Origin of the sequence: Rhizobium sp. R339, assembly GCF_002211395.1 — a bacterium.
GTDB lineage: Bacteria > Pseudomonadota > Alphaproteobacteria > Rhizobiales > Rhizobiaceae > Rhizobium.
The window spans coordinates 145,600-168,288 of record NZ_LOKV01000012.1; the positions used below are offsets into that span (position 1 = coordinate 145,600).

A 22,689-nucleotide genomic window follows, 5' to 3' on the forward strand; every position below is an offset into this window, starting at 1 on the left:
TTTTCTTCAATTGCATAACGCATTGAAATATATGGCAGCGAAGGATATGTTTTCGATATTCTGGACAACAGCAACGAGCCCATCATGTCTATCGATATCGGCGGCCGCCTTCGCCATCTCCGCATCGCCCATAAGCTTTCCCAGCGCGAATTGGCCAAGCGCACCGGCGTGCCGAATTCGACGATCTCGCTCATCGAATCGAACGCCTCCAACCCTTCGGTTGGGGCCTTGAAACGCATTCTCGACGGCATTCCGATCGGGCTCGCCGAATTCTTCGCCTTCGAGCCCGACCGCCCGCGGAAGGCCTTCTATGCGGCCGAGGAACTGGTGGAGATCGGCAAGGGCGCCATTTCCTTCAGGCAGGTTGGCGAAAACCTGTTCGGCCGCAGCCTGCAGATCCTCAAGGAGTGCTACCAGCCCGGAGCGGACACCGGCAAGGTGCCTCTCGTCCATGAAGGGGAAGAGGGCGGGATCGTGCTGTCGGGAAGGCTTGAAGTGACCGTCGATGACGAGCGGCGCATTCTCGGGCCGGGGGATGCCTATTATTTCGAAAGCCGGCGCCCGCACCGCTTCCGCTGCGTCGGTCCGGTGCCCTGCGAAGTCATCAGCGCCTGCACGCCGCCGACGTTCTGAGTGATGTCAGCGGCCCTCGATGCGGGCAAGCACGCCGTCGAGCGCAGCATTCAGCGCGGCAAGGCCGCCATTCTTGTCAAAGTCGGAAAACACCTGTTCGTTGAGGCCGCCCTTGGTGGCGAATTCGCGGCTCAGGGCGCTGAAGGGTTCGTTGCCGGGATTGTTGGCCTTCTGCGCCAGGCTTGCAAAGAGCGGGGCGATATAGGCTTGGCCTTTTGTCCTTTCGAGACCGCTCTTTTCCAGCCAGCCAGTGATCGATTCCATGACGCCGAAATAGGTCGACATGACGGCGCTTGCGGCCGCGAGGAGATCGTACTCCTTCCTCGACTGACACTGGACGGCCGTGCCGAGCGTGTCGAACAGCGCCGCGATGGCGGCATTGGCGGGATAGATGGCGGTGACGCCGTGGCGCTGCGCGACGAAGGGCAGGGGAATGGCCTGAACGAGATTGACGTCGGCGCCAATCCAATCAAGCAGCGCCTGGCGCTCCGTCGCCGCGACGAGGCTGACGACCGTTTGACCGGTCCGGAACGACAGCGTGCGCACGACCTCCTCGGCAATCTGCGGCCTTATCGCCAGGAACACCATGTCGCTGCGGTCGACGACGGTCTGATTGTTCCCGGCAATTCTGACCGAGGCGAATTCGGCCGCCAGCGTCGCGGCGATGTGAGCGCTTCGCGGCGAGACATGAATCTCCGAGGCATAGGCCGGTTCGGCCAGAAACCCGCGGACCATGGCTTCGGTGATGGCGCCGGTGCCGACGAATCCTATGCTGTCGATCTTCATCCGATTACTCCGCCGCCCGCAGCGGGCCCAGCGCGACATCCGTCGTGTAGTTCTCGCGCATGAAGTTGATGAAATTGTCCTGGAACTGGCGCGTATGGGCGTGAGCGAGCTCGTCGGCCAGATCGACGTTCTTCTCCCTGATCGCATCGAGCATCAGCGTGTGCTCGTCGGTCAAGAGATAGCCTTCATGAGTCCGCTCCAGATATTCGAAATGCAGGTGGAGCATGCGCTGGCCCTGCGACAGGAGCTTCTCGTAGAAGGAAGCGAGATACTGGTTCTTGCCGGCATGGGCGATCGCCATGTGGAATTCCTTGTTGGCTTCCGACATGGCGAGATGATTGCCCGTCTTGACCGCCGCTTCGAACGACTTCAGGCGCTTGGCGATGATCTTCAGGTCGGCCTCGGTCCGGAGCGCCGCGGCTAGCCGCGTGTTCATGCGCTGGGCGATGTCGAGCGCCTCCACATATTTGGGAAAGGTCGCGACTTCGATGGGCGCGACGATCGTGCTGCGGTTCGAAAGCGTCACCACCAGTTCATCGGCGCCGAGCCGGATCAGGGCTTCGCGCACCGGTGAGCGCGACATGTCGAAGCGTTCCGCAAGCGTCATCTCGTCCAGAAGCTGACCCGGCGGCAGAGCGAGCGACAGGATCTCATTGCGCAGCGTTTCATAGACGCTTTTCCAGCCGGTCCCGCGGATGCGTTTCACTTCCGATTCTTCAGACACTTAAGTCCCCTTCTCCAGACGCCGGTCCATTGGGCCAGAAAAACAGCGTGTCGGCAATGTAATTTTTCCGCTTGACTTTGTCGACACGCTGTTGACATATTTCCTGCAGTCGACACGCAGCCGACAAAAAAACAATAGAAACGGCTTGAGCCGACGAGTGGAACCGCGCGCTTTGCGCACAGCAAAAGAGGAATGCCCGATGATTTCGAAGTTGATCGCGTCCGCCTTGCGGGCGCTGCCCGCGCTCGCCCTGATGGGAGGTCTTTCCGCAACCGCCGCACAAGCACAGACCGCCGAGGGATACTGGCAGGGCGTGCAGAAGGCGGGCGTTCTGCGCTGCGGCGCGGCCGTCGCACCGCCCTATGTCATGCGCGATCCGGCGACGGGCGAATATTCCGGCTTCTTTGCCGATCTCTGCAAGGAATTCGCCGATGTCCTGAAGGTGAAGCCCGAATTCGTCGATACGACCTGGGACAATATCGTCGCCGGTCTGCAGGCCGGCAAATGGGACGTGTCGCTGGCGCTCAACCGCACGCCGGCACGCGCCATGGCCGTGCAGTTCTCGATCCCGGCGATGGAGTACCAGATTTCGCTCGCCTATAACAAAAACAATCCGAAGATCGCCGCCGGCGCCGCTTCGGTGGCGGATATCGACAAGGCAGGCGTGACGCTTGCCGTCATGTCCGGCACGGCGCAGGACAAGGCTATCTCGGCAGCAGTGAAGAACGCCACGATCATGCGCCTACCCGGCAATGACGAGACCCGGCTGGCGGTCACCTCTAAGCGCGCCGACATCCTGGTCGACGCCTCCGACACCAACCAGCTCTTCACGCAGTCGAACCCGGACTGGGCGGTGGCACTCAACCCGACGCCGGCGCTCGCCAAACAGGGCGTCTCCTTCGGCCTGCCGCACCAGCTTTCGGCCGCCGATGTCGAGGTGGTCGACATCTTCCTTGAGGAGAGGATTGCGACTGGTCACGTCGACGAGTTGATCAAGAAGGCGGTCGACGACGTGCTCAAGGGCGCAAAGTAACCTCGCCGGGCCGGTGCGGGATCGCGCCGGCCCCCTCCAGCTTCGATCACCGGAGATTGGCCATGACCACGTCCTTCAGCCTTCCCCTCGTGAAAATGCAGGCGCTGCATAAAAGCTATGGCAGCGGCGCCATTCAGGTGCTGAAAGGCATCGACATCGAAATGAAGCCCGGCGAGCGCGTCGTCGTCATCGGCCCGAGCGGCGGCGGCAAGAGCACGCTGCTGCGCGTGATGATGGGGCTGGAGCAGATCGACAGCGGCTCGATCAGCTTCGATGGCAAACCCTATATTTCCTCCGACGGCGCGGCCAGGAAGACCCGGATCGACACCGATGTCCGCCGCTCGATCGGCATGGTCTTTCAGCATTACACGCTGTTTCCGCATCTGAATGTCACCCAGAACCTAATCCTGGCGCCCTGCAAGGTGCGTGGAGAAGCCAAGGCGAAGGCGACGGCCCGCGCCCAGGCGCTGCTCGAACGCTTCGGGCTCGGCGCCAAGGCCAATGCCTATCCGGCCCAGCTTTCCGGCGGCCAGAAGCAGCGCGTCGCCATCGCCCGCGCGCTGATGCTCGATCCGAAGCTGATGCTGTTCGACGAAGTCACCTCGGCGCTCGACCCGGAGCTCGTCAGCGAGGTCGAGCAGGTCATCCTGCAGCTCGCCGCCCAGGACATGCCGATGATGATCGTTACCCACGATATGTGGTTCGCCAAGAACATCGCCTCGCGCGTCATCTTCTGCGCCGGCGGCGTGGTCGTCGAGGACGGCCCGCCCGAGCAGGTGCTCGCCGCCCCGCGCGAGGAGCGGACCAAGGAATTCATCGACCGCGTCTTCCACATCAAGCAGTAGGAGGGGCAGGCCATGAACTACACGTTCGACTTCCACGCAGTCACGCTTGCGCCGCTCTTGCAGGGCCTGTGGGTTTCGCTGCAGCTGACGGCGGCGGCCAATGTCATTGGCATCGTCTTCGGCTTCGCGCTCGCGCTTTTGATCATGAGCCCCTACCGGCTCGTGCGGCTGCCCTTCATGCTGTTCGTCGAATTCTTCCGCTGCACGCCTGCGATCGTCCAGATCGTCTGGATCTTCTACTGCGTGCCGATGCTGTTCGACGTCTTTCTCGATCCGATAACGATGGGCATCATGGCGCTCGGGCTCAATCTGATGGCTTTCAACGCCGAAGCCTATCGCGCCGCGATCCAGGCGGTGCCGCGCGAGCAGCTCGATGCCGGCATCGCGCTCGGCCTCAATCCGCTGCAGCGGGTGCTCTACATCGTCTTCCCGACGGCCTTCCGCGCCTCGATCCCGGTGCTTTTGACCAATGGCATCGTCATCTTCCAGCAGAGCGCGCTGGTCGCGATCGTGGCGATCCAGGACCTGATGTACCAGGGCAAGACGCTGGCAACGGAGACTTACCGGCCGATCGAGACCTTCACCGTCGTGGCGCTGATCTATTTCGCCGTGTCCTTCCCGATCACCCAGATCGTCGGCCTGCTCGAACGCCGCCGCCAGATCCTCGTCAGCTAGGAGGCCAGCATGATGACGCTCGATTTCTCGATCCTGCTGCGTTTCGAAAACGCGCTGCTGCTCGGCCTGTGGATGACGATCAAGCTGACGCTGATCTGCATCGTGCTCGGATGTTCTCTCGGCTTCCTCGTCGGCCTCGCGAGGTCGTCGCGAAATCTCGCGCTACGCGCCACTGCCGGCGCCTATGTCGAATTCTTCCGCGGCACGCCGGTTCTGATCCAGCTCTTCTGGATCTTCTTCTGCCTGCCGCTCCTCCTCGGCGTCGAACTTTCGAACCTGGCTTCAGGCGTCATCGCGCTGACGCTCTATATGGGCGCGATCACCAGCGAGACCTTCCGGGCGAGCCTCAAATCCATCGGCCGCGAGCAGCTGGACGCCTGCGTCGCTCTCGGCCTGCCGAACAGGGTCCAGGTCGTCAATGTCGTGCTGCCGCAGGCTGTGCTGCGGGCAATCCCGACGCTGCTGTCGAACTGCGTCAGCCTGTTCAAGGAGAGCGCGCTGGTCTCCGCCGTCGGCATGGCGGACCTGATGTTCGTCGGCCAGAACATCTCCAACAATACCGCCCGCCCCGTCGAAGTGCTGACGGTGGTCGCCCTCATCTACTTCGTCATCGCCTTCCCCCTCACGCGGGCGGTCTCCCTCATCGAGGGACGCATTCTCAAGAAGCTCGCAATCTAAACAGCCGTTCCCAGGACAGGAGACATCTCATGAAACTTTCCGGCGTCATGCCCGCGCTCATCACTCCCTTCGACGCGAACAACAGGATCGACTTCAAGACGTTCGAAAAGCTTCTGGCGCATCTGCGCGAGGCAGGCGTCACCGGCTGGGTGCCGAACGGCTCGACGGGGGAATATTTCAGCCAGTCCAGCGAAGAGCGCCGCGACGTGCTGCAGTTCGTCAAGGAATTTGCCAGGCCGGGCGAAATCCTGATCGCCGGCACCAACGCGCCCGCCACCCGCGAAGTGATCGAGCAGACGGCGATGGCGAGCGACATCGGCTACGACACCGTGCTGCTGGCGCCGCCGTTTTATACCCGTCCGACGCAGGCTGAACTCGTTAAGCATTATGAAGCCGTGCTCGGCGCCGTCGATGTGAACCTCGTCCTCTATTCCTATCCGGCCAAGGATGGCTCGGACATCAGCTTCGAGCTGATCGACCATTTTGCCGACAATCCGCGCGTCATCGGCATCAAGGAAAGCTCAGGCGTGCTGCAGCGGGCGATCGACATCGCCAGCCGCTATGAGGGCAAGATCCAGCTCGTCAGCGGCTCCGACGATATCGCGCTCGATTTCATGTTCTGGGGCGCGGAAAGCTGGATCTGCGGCCCGTCCAACTGCATGGCCAAGGCCTGCTGCGATCTCGACCGAACCTACAAGTCGGGGGACCTCGGCAGGGCGCGCGAGATGATGAAGACCCTCTACCGGGCGATGAACATCCTCGAAAGCGGCAAGTTCGTGCAGAAGATCAAGTATGGCTGCGAACTTCAGGGCTTGCCCGTCGGGCAGTGCCGCGCGCCGCTCGGTGAGCTGACAGCGGAGGAAAAGGCGGAGTTCCGGGCGGCGATGGAGCCGATCCTCAACTGGTAACGGATAACAGATCCGGGGCGGCCAAGCCGCCTCGAAATCTCTGAAATTGCGAGGTTTCCGTGTCATCCATCGTGGTCGTCGGCGCCGGCATCATCGGCACCACCATCGCCTATGAACTCCAGCGCCGGGGCAACAGCGTCGCCTTGCTCGACAAGGCGCCCCCCGGCACGGGCGCCTCCTATGGCAACATGGCGAGCATTGCCGTCACCGAATTCATGCCGGCTTCGCGGCCCGGCATCTGGGCGCAGATGCCGAAATGGCTGCTCGATCCGGAAGGGCCGGTTCGCATCCGGCCCGGCTACCTGCCGAAGCTGGTGCCCTGGTTCCTGAGGTTCCTCGCCGCCAGTCGCCCCTCAAAATTGAGGGAGTTGGAGGCGGCCGGCGCTGCGCTCTGCGGCCGTGTCTACGAAGATCTGGACGCCCTACTCAAGCAGACCGGCCTGACCCACATGCTGACGGCCGAGGGGTGCCTCAGCCTCTATACCGACGACGCCGAGTTCCGGGCGGATCGGGAGCACATCGAAATCCTGGAGCGCTTCGGCTTCCGGCATGAAATCCTCGGCAGAAACGCCATCCGCGATCTGGAGCCGGCCTTGACGACGAAGATTGGCAAGGCGGTGCTCTTTCCCGACAACCGCTCGATCACCGATCCGTACAGGCTTGTGACCGCGCTTGCCGAAAAGTTCCAGGCGCTCGGCGGCCGGATCGTTCAGGGTGATGTCGTCGGCTTCGAACGGAGCGAGGCCGGCGTCTCGGCTCTGCGCCTGGCGGATGGGCGGAGCCTTGCGGCCGACAAGGTCGTGCTTGCGGCCGGTGCCTTCACCGCCCGGCTTTCCCAGATGCTCGGCGAACACATCCCGCTCGAAACCGAACGCGGCTACCACACGCAGATCATGGAACCCGGCATTTCGATGCGCCATTCGATCATCTGGCCGGCACGCGCTTTCATGGTCACGCCGACGGCGGGCGGCATCCGCGTCGGTGGCACGGTGGAGATGGCCGGCCTCGACGCTCCGCCGGATTATCGCCGCGCAAAGATCCTGGTGAAACGGGCTCGGGAGGCATTGCCTGATCTGGTGCCCCGTAGCGTGACGGAATGGATGGGGCATCGTCCGGCACTGCCCGACACCGTTCCGGTCATGGGCCCATCAGCCAAGCGCCGCAATGTCTGGTACGCGACGGGCCACGGACATCTCGGTCTCACCTATGCGGCCACCACCGGCCGTCTGATGGCCGATCTCATCACGGGCGTCGAACCGCCCGTGGACATGAAACCCTATCGCGTCGGCCGCTTCTGAAAGCGGCGCCGGCGCAAGGCAAAAGGGAGTGAACATGCGAAGCGAACTCTATATCGACGGACAATGGGTGAAACCAGTCAAGGGCGGCACCTGCACGGTGACCAACCCGGCAACGGAAGAGGTAATCCAGACGATCGGGGCGGCAACGGCCGAGGATGTCGATCTCGCCGTCAAGGCAGCGCGCCGCGCCTTCGACAAGGACGGCTGGCCGAAGCTGACGGGCGCTCAACGCGCCAGGTATCTCCGTGCCATCGCCGACGGCATCCGCGCCCGCCAGGCCGAGATCGCCCGGCTCGAAGTTCTCGACAACGGCAAGCCGTTTCCGGAGGCCGACTGGGACGTCGCCGACGCGGCGGGCTGCTTCGATTTCTATGCGGGTCTTGCCGAACAGCTCGACAACAATCCCGAGGAGGCGATCGCGCTTCCCGATCAACGCTTCACCTCCAAGGCGGTGCGCGAGCCTCTCGGCGTCGCCGGCGCGATCATCCCCTGGAACTATCCGCTGCTGATGGCGGCCTGGAAGGTCGCCCCGGCACTGGCCGCCGGCTGCACTGTGGTGCTGAAACCCGCCGAATTGACATCGCTGACGGCGCTTGAACTGGCGGCGGTTGCCGACGAGGCCGGGCTGCCGGCCGGCGTGCTCAATATCTTGACCGGCGCCGGGTCGGTCGCCGGCCAGGCGATCATCGATCACAAGCAGGTCGACAAGCTTGCCTTCACCGGTTCCGGACCGGTCGGCTCGAAGATCATGGCGGCAGCCGCCCGCGACATCAAGCGCGTCAGTCTCGAGCTCGGCGGCAAGTCGCCCTTCGTCGTCTTCGAGGACGCCGATATCGACAAGGCCGTCGAATGGATCATGTTCGGCATTTTCTGGAACCAGGGCCAGGTCTGCTCGGCAACGTCGCGGGTCCTCGTGCAGGATACGATCTACGAACGGCTGCTTGCCCGGCTTATCGAGGAAACGAAGAAGATCAAGATTGGCAACGGTCTAGACGAGGGCGTGCTCCTCGGGCCGCTGGTTTCCAAGCGCCAGCACGAGCAGGTCGTCGCGGCGATCGAAGCGGCGCGGCAGGCCGGCGCCACGGTCGCCTGCGGCGGCGCGCGGCCTGAAGGGTTTGACAAGGGCTATTACCTCCAGCCGACCGTTCTGACCGACGTTCCGCTCGACAGCGCCGCCTGGATGGAAGAAATCTTCGGGCCGGTCGTCTGCATCCGGCCGTTCAAGAGCGAGGAGGAGGCGATTGAGCTCGCCAATAATTCCCGCTTCGGCCTTGCGGCCGCCGTGATGTCGAAGGACGATGCCAGGGCCGAACGCGTCGCCGCCGCCTTCCGCGCCGGCATCGTCTGGATCAATTGCTCGCAGCCGACCTTCACCGAAGCGCCCTGGGGCGGCTACAAGGAATCCGGCATCGGCCGCGAGCTCGGCCGCTGGGGCCTCGACAACTATCTCGAGACCAAGCAGATCACCCGCTTCGTCAGCGAGGATCCCTGGGGCTGGTACATCAAGCCGGAGGCGGCCGAATGAACTGGGAGCGCAGCCTCGACCTGCTGCAAGTCCATTGCCAGGGCGAGATCGGCAAGGTCATCGTCGCAGGCGCGCCCGAAATACCGGGCGCGACCATGCTCGACAAGATGAACCACATCAACACGGTGGACGACAGCCTGCGCCGCTTCGTTACCTTCGAGCCGCGCGCCAATGTCGCCATGTCGGTGAACCTGTTGGTCGCACCGACGCGCCCAGGTGCCGATGCCGGCTTCATCGTGTTGCAGGCCGACCGCGCCCATCCGATGTCCGGCAGCAACTGCATCTGCGTGGTGACGGCGCTGCTCGAAAGCGGCCGGGTGCCGATATCGGAGCCGGAGACGGTCGTTCGCCTGGACACGCCTGCCGGCCTGATCGTGGCGCGCGCTACCTGCCGCGATGGCCGCTGCCTCTCCGTCAGCCTGGACAATGTGCCGAGCTTTGCCGAGGCGCTGGACAAGCAGGTCGAGACGCCGAAATGGGGACGCATCAGGATCGATATCGCCTTCGGCGGCGTCTATTATGCGCTCGTTGATGTCGATCAGCTCGGCCTCGATATCGCGCCTGCCAATGCCCGGCTGCTGGCGGAGGCCGGGATCGAGCTCAAGTCGCTGCTCGCAGGTCAGGTCTCGGTCGCCCATCCCGTTCTCAGCGGCGTCAACGAGATCGCCTATGTGATGTTCCGCGGACGCGAGGCCGATGGCGCTGTCAGGACCTGTACCACACTGCAGCCCGGCCGTGTCGACCGCTCGCCCTGCGGCACCGGCAGTTCGGCGAACCTTGCGACGCTCTTTGCCCGCGGCGAGGTTTCCGTCGGCGACATGAGGACGTCGCGGTCGATCATCGGCGGCGAGTTTTTGGCCGAAGCGATCGGCGAGACGGAGGTCGGCGGCCGCCGCGCCGTGCTGCCGAGAATATCAGGCCGGGCCTTCATCTATGGCCGTGAACAGCTTCGCATCTCCGACGACGATCCTTTCGCCACTGGTTTTGCGCTGTCCGATACCTGGGGACCCCAGGTCGGTTTACTCAGGTAGGAGCCGCCATGTCTCATCTTCAACCTCTGACCGGCCAGACCGTTCTCGTCACCGGAGCATCGGGCGGGATCGGCGCGGCGATCGTCGAGCGTCTGTCCACCGAGGGCGCGCGTCCGATCATCCATTACGGGCGCGACAGGCAGCGCGCGGAAGCCTTGCTTCACAAGCTTGGCGGAAATGGATTGATCGTGCAGGCCGACCTCTCCAATCCGGACGGCGCCTTCGCGCTCTGGCGCGACGTGCTCGCGGCGGCGGGGCGTATCGATGCTGTCGTCAACAATGCGGGCATCCGCACAGAGATCTCGATCGATGCCGACGCCTCCGATTGGCGGGCCGCCTGGCAGAAGGAATTTCAGGTGAATTTCTTCGCGGCGGCGGATCTTTGCAAGGAAGCGCTGGTGCATTTCAAGCAGCATGGCGGCGGGCGGATCGTCAACATTGCCAGCCGCGCCGGGCAGCGCGGCTATGCCGCCGACGCCATGCCTTACGGTGCGACGAAGGCGGCGCTCGTCAATCTCACAAAGTCGATCGCGAGGAGCTTCGGCCGCGACGGGGTCGTCGCCGTCTCCATCGCGCCGGGCTGGGTGCGCACCGATATGGCCGAGGATTTCGTCGCCAGGCACGGCAAGGATGCCGCTGTCGCCGACATCCCGATCGGCGAGATGGCCGAGCCGGATGAGATCGCCGAACTGGTCGCCTTCCTGCTTCGCCCTTCGCAGGCATCGGTCAATGGGGCGACCTTCGACGTCAACGGCGGCAGCTATATCAGATAGGGAGATTCGACATGAAGAGGTTCCACGGCAAGGTTGCGGTAGTCACGGGCGGAGGCGGCGGCATCGGCTCTGCCATATCGAAGAGGCTTGCCGATGAAGGCGCCCTCGTGGTTGTGACCGATGCCAATGCGCAGGCGGCGGGCGAGGTCGCTTCGCTTATCGAGGCGGCGGGCGGCTCGGCGGTCGCGATTGCGGCCGACATCTCGCGCAAGGAGGATTGCGTCGAGCTCATCGCCAAAGCCTTCGCCATCAAGGGGCGGCTCGACGTGCTCGTCAACAATGCCGGCATCAACCGGCGCGGCAACCTGCTGTCACTCTCGGATGAAGACTGGCAGCTGAGCTTCGCGGTCAATCTGGATTCGATGTTCCATCTCTGCCGCGCGGCTCTTCCGCATATGATCGCCGCCGGCGGCGGCGCGATCGTCAATACGGCCTCGCAATGGGGGCTTTACCCCGCGCCGAACCACATCGCCTACAACACGACCAAGGCCGCCGTCGCCGCCTTCACGCAGAACCTCGCCCGCGACTATGCGCCCGACAAGGTGCGCGTCAACGCCGTCTGCCCCGGGGAGATTCACACGCCGATGCTCGAAGCCGGCGTCAAGCGCTCCGGCCGGACGATCGCCGATCTCGACAAGCTCGTTCCCTATGGCCGCATCGGCAAGCCGGAGGAAGTGGCGGCTCTCGTCGCCTTCCTCGCATCGGATGAGGCGGCCTTCATGTGCGGCTCGCTCGTGGAAATCACCGGAGCGCAGGCCGTCGCCTAAAGCGCGAGCGGCCTTGAGCAAGGAGATCGTCTACGATATCCCAGGCGGGATCTTCATTCCGGAAGAAGGAGCCTGGGAATGCCTTTCAACACCGCGCAGGTGATAAATCTCGGCAAGGCGCCCACGGCCTCGGATGTGATCCTGAAATTCATCCGCGATTCCATCGCCGATGGGTCGCTTGACGAAGGCGAGCCGATCCGCCAGGACGATGTCGCCCGGCTGTTCAACGTCAGCAAGATTCCGGTCCGGGAGGCGCTGAAGCGGCTGGAGGCCGAAGGCCTGGTTGAATTCCACCGCAACAAGGGCGCGATCGTCACCAGCCTCTCCGAGCCGGAGATCGCCCAGATCTTCGAGGTGCGTGCGATCCTGGAAACCAATGCCTTAAAGCTTTCGATCCCCCACATGACGGAAGAGACCTTCAAAGAGGCGCTGGGCTATTGCGACGCGTTCGCGGATGAAACGGATGTCGCGCGGTGGTCGGAGCTGAACTGGCGGTTTCATAGCCGTCTTTATGAGGACGCCCGCCGGCCGTTCCTCATCAATACGATCCGCTCGGTGAACGATCGGCTGGAACGATATCTCCGGGTGCAGCTGACCCTGTCGCACGGCCAGCAGACCGCCGATCGCGAGCATCGGCAAATTCTCGAAGCGTGCCGCAAGCGGGATGAGGAAGCGGCGGCGGAACTGCTCTACGCCCACATCATGAGCGCCTGCCAGTCGCTTCTCCAGCATCTCCCCGCGAAGACGCCCGGCTGAGCCGTCAGGCGCCCGCGACCCTGGTGACGGCCTCGAAGACCGAGCGCGGCACTTTCAACATTTCCGACGCCGGCCTCGGATGGTCGATGCCGCTGACCCCCGGCACGAAGACGCCCTTCTCCTGAAGGCGGCCGGCCTGGCGGCGGGCGCGTTCGATCAGGCTATCATCAGTGCGCCCGGGCATCATCGCGACGACGGTCAATCCCACGGCGGGGCTGGCGCTCCCCTCCCTGAAGGACGGCGTGTCCAGGGACCAGGGGCCGCCGGAGAGGCCTGCGGACAGCATTTCCACCATCAGCGCCACATTGGCGCCCTTGCGCCCGCCGAAGGGAAGCAGCGCGCCGCCAAGTGCTTTCGCCGCGTCCTGGGTGTCCTTGCCGGCTTCGTCGACGGCCCATCCCTCCGGAATGCTGCGCCCTTCGGCCGCGGCTGCCACAATGTTGACGTAGGCCGTCGCGCTCGACGCCTGGTCGATGACAACAGGCAGCGAGCCTTCCCCCAGCGGAAAGCCAAAGGCCATCGGGTTGGTGCTGTAGACGGCGGGCCCGCCCGCCTTGGCGACCACCATGGCATTGGCATTGGTGGCGGCGAGGCCGACGATACCTTCGCCAGCAAGCCTGCGGACGTAGTAGCCGAGTTCGCCGGCCGTATAGCTGTTGGTCTGCGTGAAGATCGCAACGCCGAAAGTGCGCGCCGCCTCGACCAGGTGCTCGAAGGCAAGGTCGAAGCCGAGCTGGGCGATGCCCCGGTCGGCATCGGCGACGAAGAAGGCGGGGTAGGGCCTCTCGCAGGTCGGCGTGGGATCGCAGTTGATGCGGCCCTCGCGGAAGCTGTCGAGGTAATCGACCATATGCGGAAAGCCGAGCGCCGCAGGACCATAGAGCATGGCGGACAATGTGGCGTCGACGAGCGAGCGGGCGGTGGCTTCCCCGGCACCCGCTGCCAGGCAGGCCCGCATCGCCAAAGACTCGGCTTGCGCCCGCTCGAGTAGAACCTCATCCGTCATCGCAAATCTCCAATCCTTGTGTTTCCCTCGCCGCCGTGCCTTCGACGCTTCCGGTGAAAATGTACATCTATGTTCATAAACATGACTATCGTGATTGACAAGCTCGCGACTTCGTATAAATGATATCGTATACGAAATTTCTACAAATGGCGCAGCCGACCTCAGAGGAGAATGGTCATGGGATTCAAAAGAACGATCCACGCGGTCGATACTCACGCAGGCACGCCGATGCGCGTGATCACGGGCGGCGTGCCGCATATTCCCGGCAACTCCGTCTATGAGAAAATGAAATGGCTGGAGACCAATGACGACCAACTGCGCAAGCTGATGCTGCGCGAGCCGCGCGGTTATCCCGCCCATTGCTGCAACATCATCGTTCCGCCCTGTCATCCGGAGGCAGATGCCGGCTATATCATCATGGAGCAGGTCGAATATCCGATGATGTCCGGCGGCAATACCATCTCGGTGGTGACGGTCCTCCTGGAAATGGGCATGCTGCCGATGAAGGAGCCAGTCACCGAGCTGGTTCTCGAGGCGCCGGCCGGTCTCATCCGCGTGAAGGCGGAATGCAGCAATGGCAAGGTCAAGAGCGTGACCTTCAAGAACGTGCCGGCATTCGCCGCCCATCTCGACGCCGTCATCGATGTGCCGCATCTCGGAAAGGTCACTGTCGATGTCGGCTGGGGCGGCATGTTCTATGTCATCGCCGATGTCCGCCAGTTCAAGGGCCTCGAACTGATCCCGGCGCATGGGCGCGAGATCGCGCGCGTGTCCGCGATGATCCGGCAGGCGGCCATCGAGCAATTGCCGGTTGCCCATCCGCACTATCCCGGCGTCGGCATCACGATCTCGCAGCTCTCCGGCCCGACCGACGATCCGAACGCCGACTGGAAGAATACGGTGACGATGGCGACCGGCGATCTCTCCTGGGACGATCCGGCGACCTGGACGGGCGCGCTCGACCGCTGCCCCTGCGGCACCGGCACCTGCGCGAAGATGGCCGTTCTGCATGCCAAGGGCGAACTGCCGCTCCATCAGGATTTCCGGCATCAGGGGATTCTCGGCAATGTCTACACCGGCAGGCTGGTCGAGGAAGCAAGGATCGGCGACAAGGCCGCCGTCGTTCCCACACTGACCGGCACCAGCTGGATCTCCGGCCTGAACACGCTCGTTCTGGACAATGACGATCCTTTCACCGAAGGCTTCATGCCGGGCGATATCTGGGCCTGACGAAGGGCAGGCGGCATCGCCTGTGGCGACGATCCTGCTTCCGTTTCGGAGTTCGAATGTTTACAAGGCTGAGCCATGAACATTCGACCGAACGGAAGGCTTCATGAAGCTCATGCGTCGCACGCTCCTCGGCTCCCTATGGGCGATGATCGGCTGGAAGCCGTCCCTCGCCACGGAAACCAGCCCTGATACCAAGGAGGAAACGACGACGCGGGAGGAGGCGTCGTCGGTGAAGCCAAGGCATGTCCTCTGTTTCCTCGGCAGGGATAGCGATCTCAGCCGCTTGTCCGAGGCGGCGTCGCAGGCGATCGGCGATTTCGCCGCCGGCTTCAGCGTCGATGAGGATTATTCTCAGGGCGAGCCGGACGACAGAATGAGCCGATCCTTCGACGTATGCTGGGATCGGGTCGAACCCGACGCGTGGAGCGCGGCGGACGAGCAGGCCGTCGCGGATCATCAATCCGTTCTCTACGTCCTCGGGCCGGGCATGGAGCAGGCGGAGACGGTGAAGGTTTCGATGGTGGCGCTCCGCCTCATCGAACGGATGATCGATGCGGGCGCGGTTGCCGTAAAAGGCGAAAGCGCCGGCATCGCGCATGGGCTCGATCGCTGGAGAGCGCTGATCCGGCAAGGCGCCGATGCGCAAAAGGCGGGCGACACTCTCGCCGAGCAGCGCATCGACCGTCTGGCCTTCGCCAAGCGGCCGCTCTCGGCGCGCGGATATCTCGAAAGCGTCGGCTTCCATCTCGTCGGACTGCCGGAGGTCTATGTGCCCGACACGGCGGGCAGCGAAAGACAGATCGTCGCCATCATGGACGCCGTTGCCGACGAGATCGCCAGGCAAGGCCTCGAAGCCACTCTAAAAGCGCGCGGGGCTAGCCTCTCCTTCAAGTCCACCTATGAAATGGACGAGTTCAAGTTCAATCCCTACGGTACCGTCAAGCTCGCCGGGTGAGGCTCGCGGCTTAGTATAGGCTGGAGTGATATCGCCGCTGCAGCGTCTCGCTCATATACCGCCGCTCAATCGTTCTGCTGTTCCAGGGTCTTGGCGAGTTCTTCGTAATGGCGGGCAGATCCCGCATTCTTCTCGGCGGCATATTTGGCGCCGACCATCCGCGCCGCCTCGGCCGCGATGCGAAAGGCGTCTATCCTCTCCTGCGGGTCGGGATCGGCTTGTCCGCCGATGTCGCCGTCGCTGAAGTTGCCGGCCCTGTATCCGTCGGTCAGATCGACGACGCCGATCTCGGGAGTCCCGTCCTTCATCCGGCCGAAGAAGGCAGCCCCCGCCTTGTCGCCGTCGCGCCGGCGCAGCATGCCTTCACCCGACGCCTTTCCGTCGACGCATGCGCCGATCCAGAAGGTTGGTCCTGTCGTCAGGGAGGCCGGCGCCACGAAGCTGCAATGGCTGGCCGGGTCCTGCGACCAGTGAAGATCGGCTTGCGCCGCCCTTGAAGGCGCATGGAAACTCACGATCGCGGCCAGCACGATCGGCGCGATGGCAGGCAGTTTCCGTATGGCGCGGCAAGCTTTTCCTACCGTCATTTCACGTCCTTCATAGTCACGATGATGCATTGCGATTCCCTGGAAAAGCCGATCCGCCAAATGGCCGAAGCAATGCACCATTGTCGCGCCGGCGACAACGGTCAGAATGTCACCGAGCCTGCGGCTCAATTGTATTTGATCGTGTCGCTGACCCTAGGGCGATTGAAGAAATGATGGTCGAAGCCGTAGCCGTTCTGTCCGGTGAAATTCGAAAAGAACGCCGAAACCGGTGTCGTCAACGTGTATTCCACGCGGGTCAGCACCACCTGCACGCCGGTTTCCTGTATCTTTTTCGGTATGTCGATGGCGCTTGCCGTGCCGGAAGCGAGCGACGAGGTGTTGAACGCGGCCGACCAGTTGACGGTCGCCTTGCCGCTATTGTCGACATCGTTGACCGTGACCGTGATCGTCAGCCCGGTGGTGTCATAGGGCTGCAGGATGAAGCTCGCGCCGGAGAGAAGCTTGGTGACGTCGGTCTTCGTCCAGGTGCTCTGCTGGGCGATCATATCGCCTGTGCTGGACGCGATCTCGTCTATCTTGCGGCTGACGGTGAGGGCATGGCCGAGATCGACGGTGCCGAACAGCAGCATGATGAGGATCGGCAGCACCAATGCGAATTCGACGCCCGAAGCGGCCGTACGGTCGCGTGCGAGCCGGCGGATGCGGGAGCTGACGAAGGCGAGGAAAGCGAGGCTCCGTTTCATGATCATGTCAGAAAGGCTCGTTGCGGAACAGAGCGGACGATCCGAGGAGATATCGGCCGTCGGAAAGCTTGGCGCTCGACAGGCTGAAGAAATTGACGGTGGCTTCCCAGGGCAGGAATGCCTGCACCAGGATGTAGTCGCTGCCCTTGCCGATATCGTAGGTCTCGGTGACGGCGAGCTTGCCGCTGTTGTTGATGGGATCGGTGCTGGCGGCGGATGACAGGTCGGAAAGCACGCTGACCTTGACGACGAGACCGCTGGAACAGCTGAAAGCGAGAAACATGTCGTCGCAGATCTTGGCCTTGAAGCTGTTCAATGTGATCTTTGATGACGCGACCTCCCCGGTGCGGATCATCCGGGAGATCTTGTGAACCGAAGCGTCGAGCGAGGAATTGACGAAGAACATCAGCGACACTTCGATGATGCCGAATATCATGATGAAGAGCGGCAGCGCCAGGATCGCAAACTCGATCGCGGCCACCCCCTTGCGATCGCCGAGCAGGCGGCGAAACGGCGCAAAGCGTTTTCTTTCGGTCATTGGGTCAGCCGGACGGAAGAGAGATACTGGGTGAAGAGCGTCGACAGACCGGCCGTGATTTCCGAGGATGACGATGCCGAGATGAACAGGCTCTTCGATGATGCGCAGCCGGCAAGCGCATAGGGGATGTAATCGCGTCTCGTAATGCTGCTCGAAACGCCGCTGTCCATGGTGCCGCCCCACGTGTTCTTCCAGTTGGCGCTGGCCATGGTCGAGCCGACGGTCGCGTTATAGCCCCAGTCCGAGGTGATCGGCAGATATTCGGTGTAGAGCACCGCCATCGTGTTGGATTGGTTCTTGAGATAGCCGCACCATTCGGGATTGAGCGGCGCCACCTTGTTCCAGTATGCCCCGTACGTCCTGTTCTTGTTTACGCCGTCGGTTACCCATTCGCGTTGCGACTGCACGCCGTCCGTCAGCAGCAGAACCAGCTTGAGCGGCGAGCCTGAGGAAGTTCCATCCCCTCCGGCACCGACTTTCTGCTTGAGCGTCGCAAGCGATACATCGAAATAGGTGGCGGCCTTCGAGGTCGCGCTGGTAAGGCCGTAGCTCGCGTCAGCCAGGCGGGTGCGCGCCGTATCCGTGCTCAGCGTCGGGGTCAGAACTTCCGTGAGCGTATCTCCGAGGCTATAGAGCCCGATCTTGATCCGTTCATGATTGGCGTCGGATTCGTCGATCATGTCGAGCACTTCGCGCACGGCGTCGCCGGCGACGTCGGCACGCAGCTTTATCTTCTTTTCCGAGCTGTATTCGTAGTTGTTGGCATATGTCTTCTTGCCGATGGTGTGCGCGTCGCCGGTGTGGCAGGCGAACTGGCATTTGATGCCGGCATACATCGTCGCCTGGCCCGATGTCGTTGCCGCCAGCAACATCGAGGGCGAGGTGTCGATGACGATATAGACGTTGAGATAGGAGGTGGCCGGCCCCTTGACGGCGCTCGCCACGCTGACATCGACGGTATCGATGTTGGCGATCTTCATGAAGGTTGTGGGAACGGTGCCGCTCGCCGTCGCCGTGATGTTGTGATTGGCGGTATCGATGTCGATTTCACCGAGCGTGTAGCTGTTGTCCACCTGCGAGTGGAACCAGTCGGAAACCTTCGTCTTGAGGGCGTCGGTGTCCTCGGCGTTGTTGATCTGCTTGACCGCGGCGATCAGGGCCGCGTCAAGGTCGCTCTGCATTCGCTGCCGGACATTGTAGCTGCGAATGTAGTCGAAGCTCGCGCCGACCGCGACGAGCATCGGCACGAGGCTGAGGGCGACGACGATCGCGACGTTGCCGCCCCTCGCCCTTCCGAGGCCGCGAAGGGCGCTTGCAATTCGATCACGTGAGGATGAAAGGGCCGACTTCAAAAAACACCGTTGCGCAAAAGAAAAAATAGCAAAAGCAAGATGTATCCGGAAAACTTGAGGGTTTGTTAATTTCCCCGGTTCCCTGGAAAACCAGGCCGCCAGCCCGTTGTTTGCTGCGCGTTTCGGACATGTCTGCGACTTCTGGATATTCGCGCATCGCCGCATCTGCGCGCCGAGCCTCCCCTCAGCGCTGCATCAGCAGGTCGTGCAGGCGTTTTTGAACGTCTTGCGAAGACATGGTCCGGTCGTTGAAAAAGTCGCCGATCACGGCAATCCAGCCCTCCGACATCTGGGTCGGCATCGCCTGCGATTGGGCGCTGACTTCACCCTTCCTGGCCTTGATCATCTCCAGCCCGAGCTTGCCGCAGCGATCGAGCCCGGCTGGATCGACGTCGGTGCGCACCGGCAGCGATCCCTTGATCCGGCTGAACGCCACCTGATTGTCGCGATCGAGCACCATGCGGGCGAAAGCCTGCTGCGCCTGCGTCGCGCCGTCGCGATTGGTAAGCGGGAAGGCAAAGGCATCGACCACCATGAAATAGGCGATCGAGGTGCCGGGAACGAGGCTGCAATCGAAGTCCTTGTCGGCGCTGTAGCCGCGCGCCGCAAGCTCGCCCTTGGCCCAGTCGCCCATGAACTGCATGCCGGCCGTGCCCTGGCCGACAGCCGCCGTTGCATCGGCCCAGGTCTTGTCCTTGCGCTTCTCGAAAGGTTCGACATAATCGGACAGACGCTGCAGCAGGTCCAGGGCTTCGATCATGCGCGGATCCTGCACCAGCGCGGCATCGCCGCTTATCATACGGGCATAACCTTCCGGACCGAACTTGTGATAGACGATGTCGTTGAAGATGAGCGACACCTCCCACCGCTTGCCGCCGAGCGCGATCGGCACGCGTCCCGTCGCCTTGATCTTTTCGGCCGCCTCAAAGATCTCGTCCCAGGACTGCGGTGTCTTCACGCCCGCTTCGGCAAATGCCGCCGTGCTCGTCCAGAGCCAGTTTTCGGCGTGGATGTTGGTCGGGGCGAAGTAGACCTTTCCCTTGTAGGAGATGCGGTCGAGAACCGTCGCGGGAATGACGTCCCGCCAGTGATCCGCCTCGGCGACATCGTCGATATCCTGCACGATGCCCATCTCCGGCAGTTCGCGCGATCCTTCGTTCGCATTCCATTGCATGACTGCCGGCGCGTATCCGTTGGCGATGCGATCGCTCACCGCGCGCTGGACGGCGACCTTATTTTCCGCCGGCATGTCGGCCCACTGGTTGCCGGCCGCCGCCCAGGCCTTGCGGAAGACGTCGAGCGCGGCAGACTCGCTTTTCGACACCCAGAAATGCGCGACATCGACTGCCATGCCTTGTTCCGCAGAAGCTGATGCCGCAGGAGCTGCGGCCGCCAAAGCCGCGGCAAGCCATGCAAGTTTGATTGTCCGTTTCATGTCTTGCCCTCTTTTGATTGATTGATCCCGCTCCCGCTCAGGAGACGGCATCAGCCCGCAACTTTCTTGACCGCCCCGTTACTTCCCGCGCCGCCGGACGGCGCAGCAATCGTTCGGTCGCCACCGAAGCCGGTTCCGGCTTGGCGAACAGATAACCCTGGCCGGTCTCGCAGCCGGCGTTCAGAAGGAAGCCGCGCTGCACTTCTTCTTCGATGCCTTCCGCAACGCATCTCTTGCCGAGGTTGCGGGCGAGATCGATGATCGCCCTGATGATTTGTTCCGAGCGGACGTCCTTGCCGATTTCGGCAACGAAGCTGCGGTCGATCTTGAGCTCGTCGAAGGGGAAGTCGCGCAGATGCACGAGCGAGGCAAAGCCGGTGCCGAAATCGTCGAGCGAGACGGAGACCCCATGTTCGCGGAACCGCGAAATGGTTTCGGCGATCTGGTTGGCGCCGCGATTGAGAAACACGTCTTCCGTGACCTCGATCGCGAAATTGCGCCAGTCGAGCCGGTTCGCCTTGACCGCGGCGGCGATGAGATCATAGCCGTCATGGCTGACCAGCAGGGCTTCCGGCAGATTGATGGCGACCGAACCGGCGCTGAGCCCCGCCGCCTTCCATGCCCTGAGATCGCGCGCGACCGTATTGACGATGCAGCGCGTCATGCTTTGGATCAGGTGGCCCTCCATCAGCGGCAGGAAACGACCGGGGGGCAGGATGCCGAGCTGCGGGTGGCGCCAGCGCACCAGCGCCTCGAAGCCGAGATGCCTGCCCGTCTGCAGGTCGACCTTCTGCTGATAGTAGACGACGAACTCGTCACGGTCGGCGGCGAAGGCGAGGGCTGCGGCAAGCTGGTTCTGTTCCAGGCGCTGGGCGAGGGACGCTTCGTCGAAGATGACGGCCGTGTTGCGCTTGGCCTTGGCGGCATAGAGCGCCACGTCGGCGATGCGCATGAGGGTCGCCTCGTCGGCGGCGTGGCCGGGAACGACGGCGCCGCCGATGCTTGCCGAAACCGGCAGCAGCCGGCCCTCGAAATGACACTCCGCCGCAATGGCGGCAACGGCGCGCGCGGCAATGCCTTCCAGCGTCGCGGCGTCCGAAATGCCGGGAAGGAGCGCGGCAAACTCGTCGCCGCCGAGCCGGGAGACCACGTCGCCGGCGCGGAAGGTCTTCTGCAGCGCCTTTGCGACGTGGCTCAAAACGGCATCGCCTGCCGGATGGCCGAAACTGTCGTTGGTGGCCTTGAAGTAATCGAGATCGACCAGCAGCATCGAAAAGCCTGCGCCCGTCCGTTCGAGGGAAGCAAACAGCCCGTTCAAGGCGTCGTTGAACGAGGAGCGGTTGCCGAGGCCCGTCAGCGTGTCCGTGTGCGCGAGATGGGTGAGCTTGATCTCGAAATCGAGCGTCCGGCGGTGCTCTGTGCGCAGCTTTACCAGCAGCGGTATGAAGAGGATGAGGGTTGCCAGAATGAGCGTGGCCGCGGTCAGGCTGAGGAGCACGGCGCTGATGAGGCGGGTATGATCGATGCTCACGTCGCTCCTGTCATGCGCGCTGTCGATCAGGGCGCTGAACTGGCGCATCAGCATGCTGTCGGACGAAACCGCGAAATCGATCGGCCCCCAGAAGCTGTAACGCTCCCGCCGCTCCTGCAATTTCGCCGAGACGACGCGTTCGGCGCGATGAAGAAAATCCTCCAGCCGCCCGTCGAGTTCGAGCCGCAATTTCTCGGCCGCCGGGTCCGGCCCGTTGAGCCGCTGGAGGAAGTTCGCCTCGACCCTGTCGTTGAGGTCGTTCAGCTCGACGCTCATGGCGCGGATCTCGCCGATCGCCTTTTGAACGTCCTCGACCATCGGCCGGATGATATATTCCGGCATATTCGGATCGGTCGAGGCCCGCATGACCGCCCGCGTCTGGTTGGCGAGCTGCTGGAAGCGGATGAACTGGCGCCCGGTGAGATAGCTGATGTCCTGTTGCAGCGAATGGCGATCGAGGGCCACCTTGACCGTGAGGAAGGTCGCGCCGATCAGAACCGTCATGACGACGACGGCGGCGACGTAGTGCCGCCCGATGGAGCGAATATATTTCGCCACGGAAGAATGGGACTCGCCTGACGGCGCCGTATCTTCGATATCCGATCCGATCACCATTCGCGCTCCATCAGGAAAGATAGCCGGCCGAGCTGCTTTCGGCCTCAGCGCCGGTGAACTCGTTCTTGAGATTGTTCTGTTTCCAACAGGCAGGCTTCGAGCCACACGTTTTGGCGCCGGACGGTTGCGTCACGATGATTTACCTAGAGATCGGCCGTCATGGCCCTGGTCCGCGCGCCGGGCACTGGCACGCCGGGAATATGAAACCGCGCCGCCGATGGGCGCCGTTACTGGCGATCGCCGCCGGCTGCAGCGCTGCCGCGGGAGCTCTTGAAACCGCGGCAGCGCGCGCCTTCGCTTGCGG

The 22,689-nt window shown here is 63.0% G+C and carries 23 protein-coding genes; 14 read left to right on the forward strand and 9 right to left on the reverse strand.

Annotation, left to right across the window (positions count from 1 at the left end; all coding sequences use genetic code 11):
* Positions 1-84: 84 nt before the first annotated feature.
* Positions 85-633, forward strand: a complete 549-nt coding sequence (locus ATY76_RS14945; RefSeq protein ID WP_064696882.1) for a cupin domain-containing protein — start codon at positions 85-87, stop codon at positions 631-633.
* 6 nt (positions 634-639) lie between these two features.
* Here ATY76_RS14945 and ATY76_RS14950 read toward each other — a convergent pair whose 3' ends face one another.
* Both ATY76_RS14950 and ATY76_RS14955 read right to left on the reverse strand, forming a co-directional pair.
* On the reverse strand, positions 640-1,419 hold the full coding sequence (locus tag ATY76_RS14950; protein ID WP_088675528.1) for a pyrroline-5-carboxylate reductase: 780 nt from the start codon (positions 1,417-1,419) through the stop codon (positions 640-642).
* 4 nt (positions 1,420-1,423) lie between these two features.
* Complete coding sequence (locus tag ATY76_RS14955; protein ID WP_010031835.1) at positions 1,424-2,143, reverse strand: GntR family transcriptional regulator; 720 nt, start codon at positions 2,141-2,143, stop codon at positions 1,424-1,426.
* A gap of 199 nt (positions 2,144-2,342) precedes the next feature.
* Here ATY76_RS14955 and ATY76_RS14960 point away from each other — a divergent pair, with 199 nt between their 5' ends.
* The 11 genes from ATY76_RS14960 to ATY76_RS15010 all read left to right on the forward strand — a co-directional run bounded on the left by ATY76_RS14960 (position 2,343) and on the right by ATY76_RS15010 (position 12,432).
* Positions 2,343-3,176 (forward strand): transporter substrate-binding domain-containing protein, encoded by an 834-nt coding sequence (locus ATY76_RS14960; RefSeq protein ID WP_088675529.1) that lies wholly within the window; start codon positions 2,343-2,345, stop codon positions 3,174-3,176.
* Between the two features lie 62 nt (positions 3,177-3,238).
* The gene (locus ATY76_RS14965) at positions 3,239-4,021 is read left to right on the forward strand and encodes an amino acid ABC transporter ATP-binding protein (RefSeq protein ID WP_088675530.1); all 783 of its coding nucleotides are present in this window, start codon (positions 3,239-3,241) and stop codon (positions 4,019-4,021) included.
* Between the two features lie 12 nt (positions 4,022-4,033).
* The gene (locus ATY76_RS14970; protein WP_088675531.1) at positions 4,034-4,696 is read left to right on the forward strand and encodes an amino acid ABC transporter permease; all 663 of its coding nucleotides are present in this window, start codon (positions 4,034-4,036) and stop codon (positions 4,694-4,696) included.
* A 9-nt stretch (positions 4,697-4,705) separates the two neighbouring features.
* Positions 4,706-5,374, forward strand: a complete 669-nt coding sequence (locus tag ATY76_RS14975) for an amino acid ABC transporter permease (protein WP_190233659.1) — start codon at positions 4,706-4,708, stop codon at positions 5,372-5,374.
* A gap of 29 nt (positions 5,375-5,403) precedes the next feature.
* On the forward strand, positions 5,404-6,282 hold the full coding sequence (dapA, locus tag ATY76_RS14980) for a 4-hydroxy-tetrahydrodipicolinate synthase (protein ID WP_088675532.1): 879 nt from the start codon (positions 5,404-5,406) through the stop codon (positions 6,280-6,282).
* 59 nt (positions 6,283-6,341) lie between these two features.
* Complete coding sequence (locus ATY76_RS14985) at positions 6,342-7,580, forward strand: FAD-binding oxidoreductase (RefSeq protein WP_088675533.1); 1,239 nt, start codon at positions 6,342-6,344, stop codon at positions 7,578-7,580.
* A gap of 34 nt (positions 7,581-7,614) precedes the next feature.
* Complete coding sequence (locus tag ATY76_RS14990) at positions 7,615-9,105, forward strand: aldehyde dehydrogenase family protein (protein ID WP_088676053.1); 1,491 nt, start codon at positions 7,615-7,617, stop codon at positions 9,103-9,105.
* Entirely contained in the window at positions 9,102-10,136 is a 1,035-nt protein-coding gene (locus ATY76_RS14995; RefSeq protein WP_088675534.1) for a proline racemase family protein, read from the forward strand. The genes ATY76_RS14990 and ATY76_RS14995 overlap by 4 nt, the downstream gene beginning before the upstream one ends.
* An 8-nt stretch (positions 10,137-10,144) precedes the next feature.
* On the forward strand, positions 10,145-10,909 hold the full coding sequence (locus ATY76_RS15000; RefSeq protein ID WP_088675535.1) for an SDR family oxidoreductase: 765 nt from the start codon (positions 10,145-10,147) through the stop codon (positions 10,907-10,909).
* An 11-nt stretch (positions 10,910-10,920) separates the two neighbouring features.
* Complete coding sequence (locus ATY76_RS15005; RefSeq protein ID WP_088675536.1) at positions 10,921-11,676, forward strand: SDR family NAD(P)-dependent oxidoreductase; 756 nt, start codon at positions 10,921-10,923, stop codon at positions 11,674-11,676.
* A 78-nt stretch (positions 11,677-11,754) separates the two neighbouring features.
* Positions 11,755-12,432: a GntR family transcriptional regulator gene (locus ATY76_RS15010; RefSeq protein WP_088675537.1), complete on the forward strand. Its 678-nt coding sequence runs from the start codon at positions 11,755-11,757 to the stop codon at positions 12,430-12,432.
* Between the two features lie 4 nt (positions 12,433-12,436).
* Here ATY76_RS15010 and ATY76_RS15015 read toward each other — a convergent pair whose 3' ends face one another.
* A complete protein-coding gene (locus ATY76_RS15015) occupies positions 12,437-13,438 on the reverse strand; it encodes an Ldh family oxidoreductase (protein ID WP_088675538.1) in 1,002 nt (333 codons plus the stop codon).
* Between the two features lie 177 nt (positions 13,439-13,615).
* Here ATY76_RS15015 and ATY76_RS15020 point away from each other — a divergent pair, with 177 nt between their 5' ends.
* Together ATY76_RS15020 and ATY76_RS15025 are read left to right on the forward strand one after the other, a co-directional pair.
* Positions 13,616-14,668: a proline racemase family protein gene (locus ATY76_RS15020; protein WP_190233660.1), complete on the forward strand. Its 1,053-nt coding sequence runs from the start codon at positions 13,616-13,618 to the stop codon at positions 14,666-14,668.
* 103 nt (positions 14,669-14,771) lie between these two features.
* A complete protein-coding gene (locus tag ATY76_RS15025; protein ID WP_088675540.1) occupies positions 14,772-15,623 on the forward strand; it encodes a hypothetical protein in 852 nt (283 codons plus the stop codon).
* 65 nt (positions 15,624-15,688) lie between these two features.
* Here ATY76_RS15025 and ATY76_RS15030 read toward each other — a convergent pair whose 3' ends face one another.
* From ATY76_RS15030 to ATY76_RS15055, 6 genes are all read right to left on the reverse strand, one after another.
* Positions 15,689-16,210, reverse strand: coding sequence for a hypothetical protein (locus ATY76_RS15030; RefSeq protein WP_190233661.1), 522 nt, complete (start codon positions 16,208-16,210; stop codon positions 15,689-15,691).
* Positions 16,211-16,335: 125 nt separating this feature from the next.
* Positions 16,336-16,920 (reverse strand): TadE/TadG family type IV pilus assembly protein, encoded by a 585-nt coding sequence (locus tag ATY76_RS15035; protein WP_088675541.1) that lies wholly within the window; start codon positions 16,918-16,920, stop codon positions 16,336-16,338.
* Between the two features lies 1 nt (position 16,921).
* Positions 16,922-17,452: a TadE/TadG family type IV pilus assembly protein gene (locus tag ATY76_RS15040; protein WP_088675542.1), complete on the reverse strand. Its 531-nt coding sequence runs from the start codon at positions 17,450-17,452 to the stop codon at positions 16,922-16,924.
* Entirely contained in the window at positions 17,449-18,804 is a 1,356-nt protein-coding gene (locus tag ATY76_RS15045; protein WP_088675543.1) for a TadE/TadG family type IV pilus assembly protein, read from the reverse strand. The genes ATY76_RS15040 and ATY76_RS15045 overlap by 4 nt, the downstream gene beginning before the upstream one ends.
* 184 nt (positions 18,805-18,988) lie before the next feature.
* Positions 18,989-20,239: an ABC transporter substrate-binding protein gene (locus ATY76_RS15050; protein WP_088675544.1), complete on the reverse strand. Its 1,251-nt coding sequence runs from the start codon at positions 20,237-20,239 to the stop codon at positions 18,989-18,991.
* Positions 20,240-20,276: 37 nt separating this feature from the next.
* On the reverse strand, positions 20,277-22,385 hold the full coding sequence (locus ATY76_RS15055) for an EAL domain-containing protein (protein ID WP_088675545.1): 2,109 nt from the start codon (positions 22,383-22,385) through the stop codon (positions 20,277-20,279).
* Positions 22,386-22,689 lie beyond the last annotated feature (304 nt).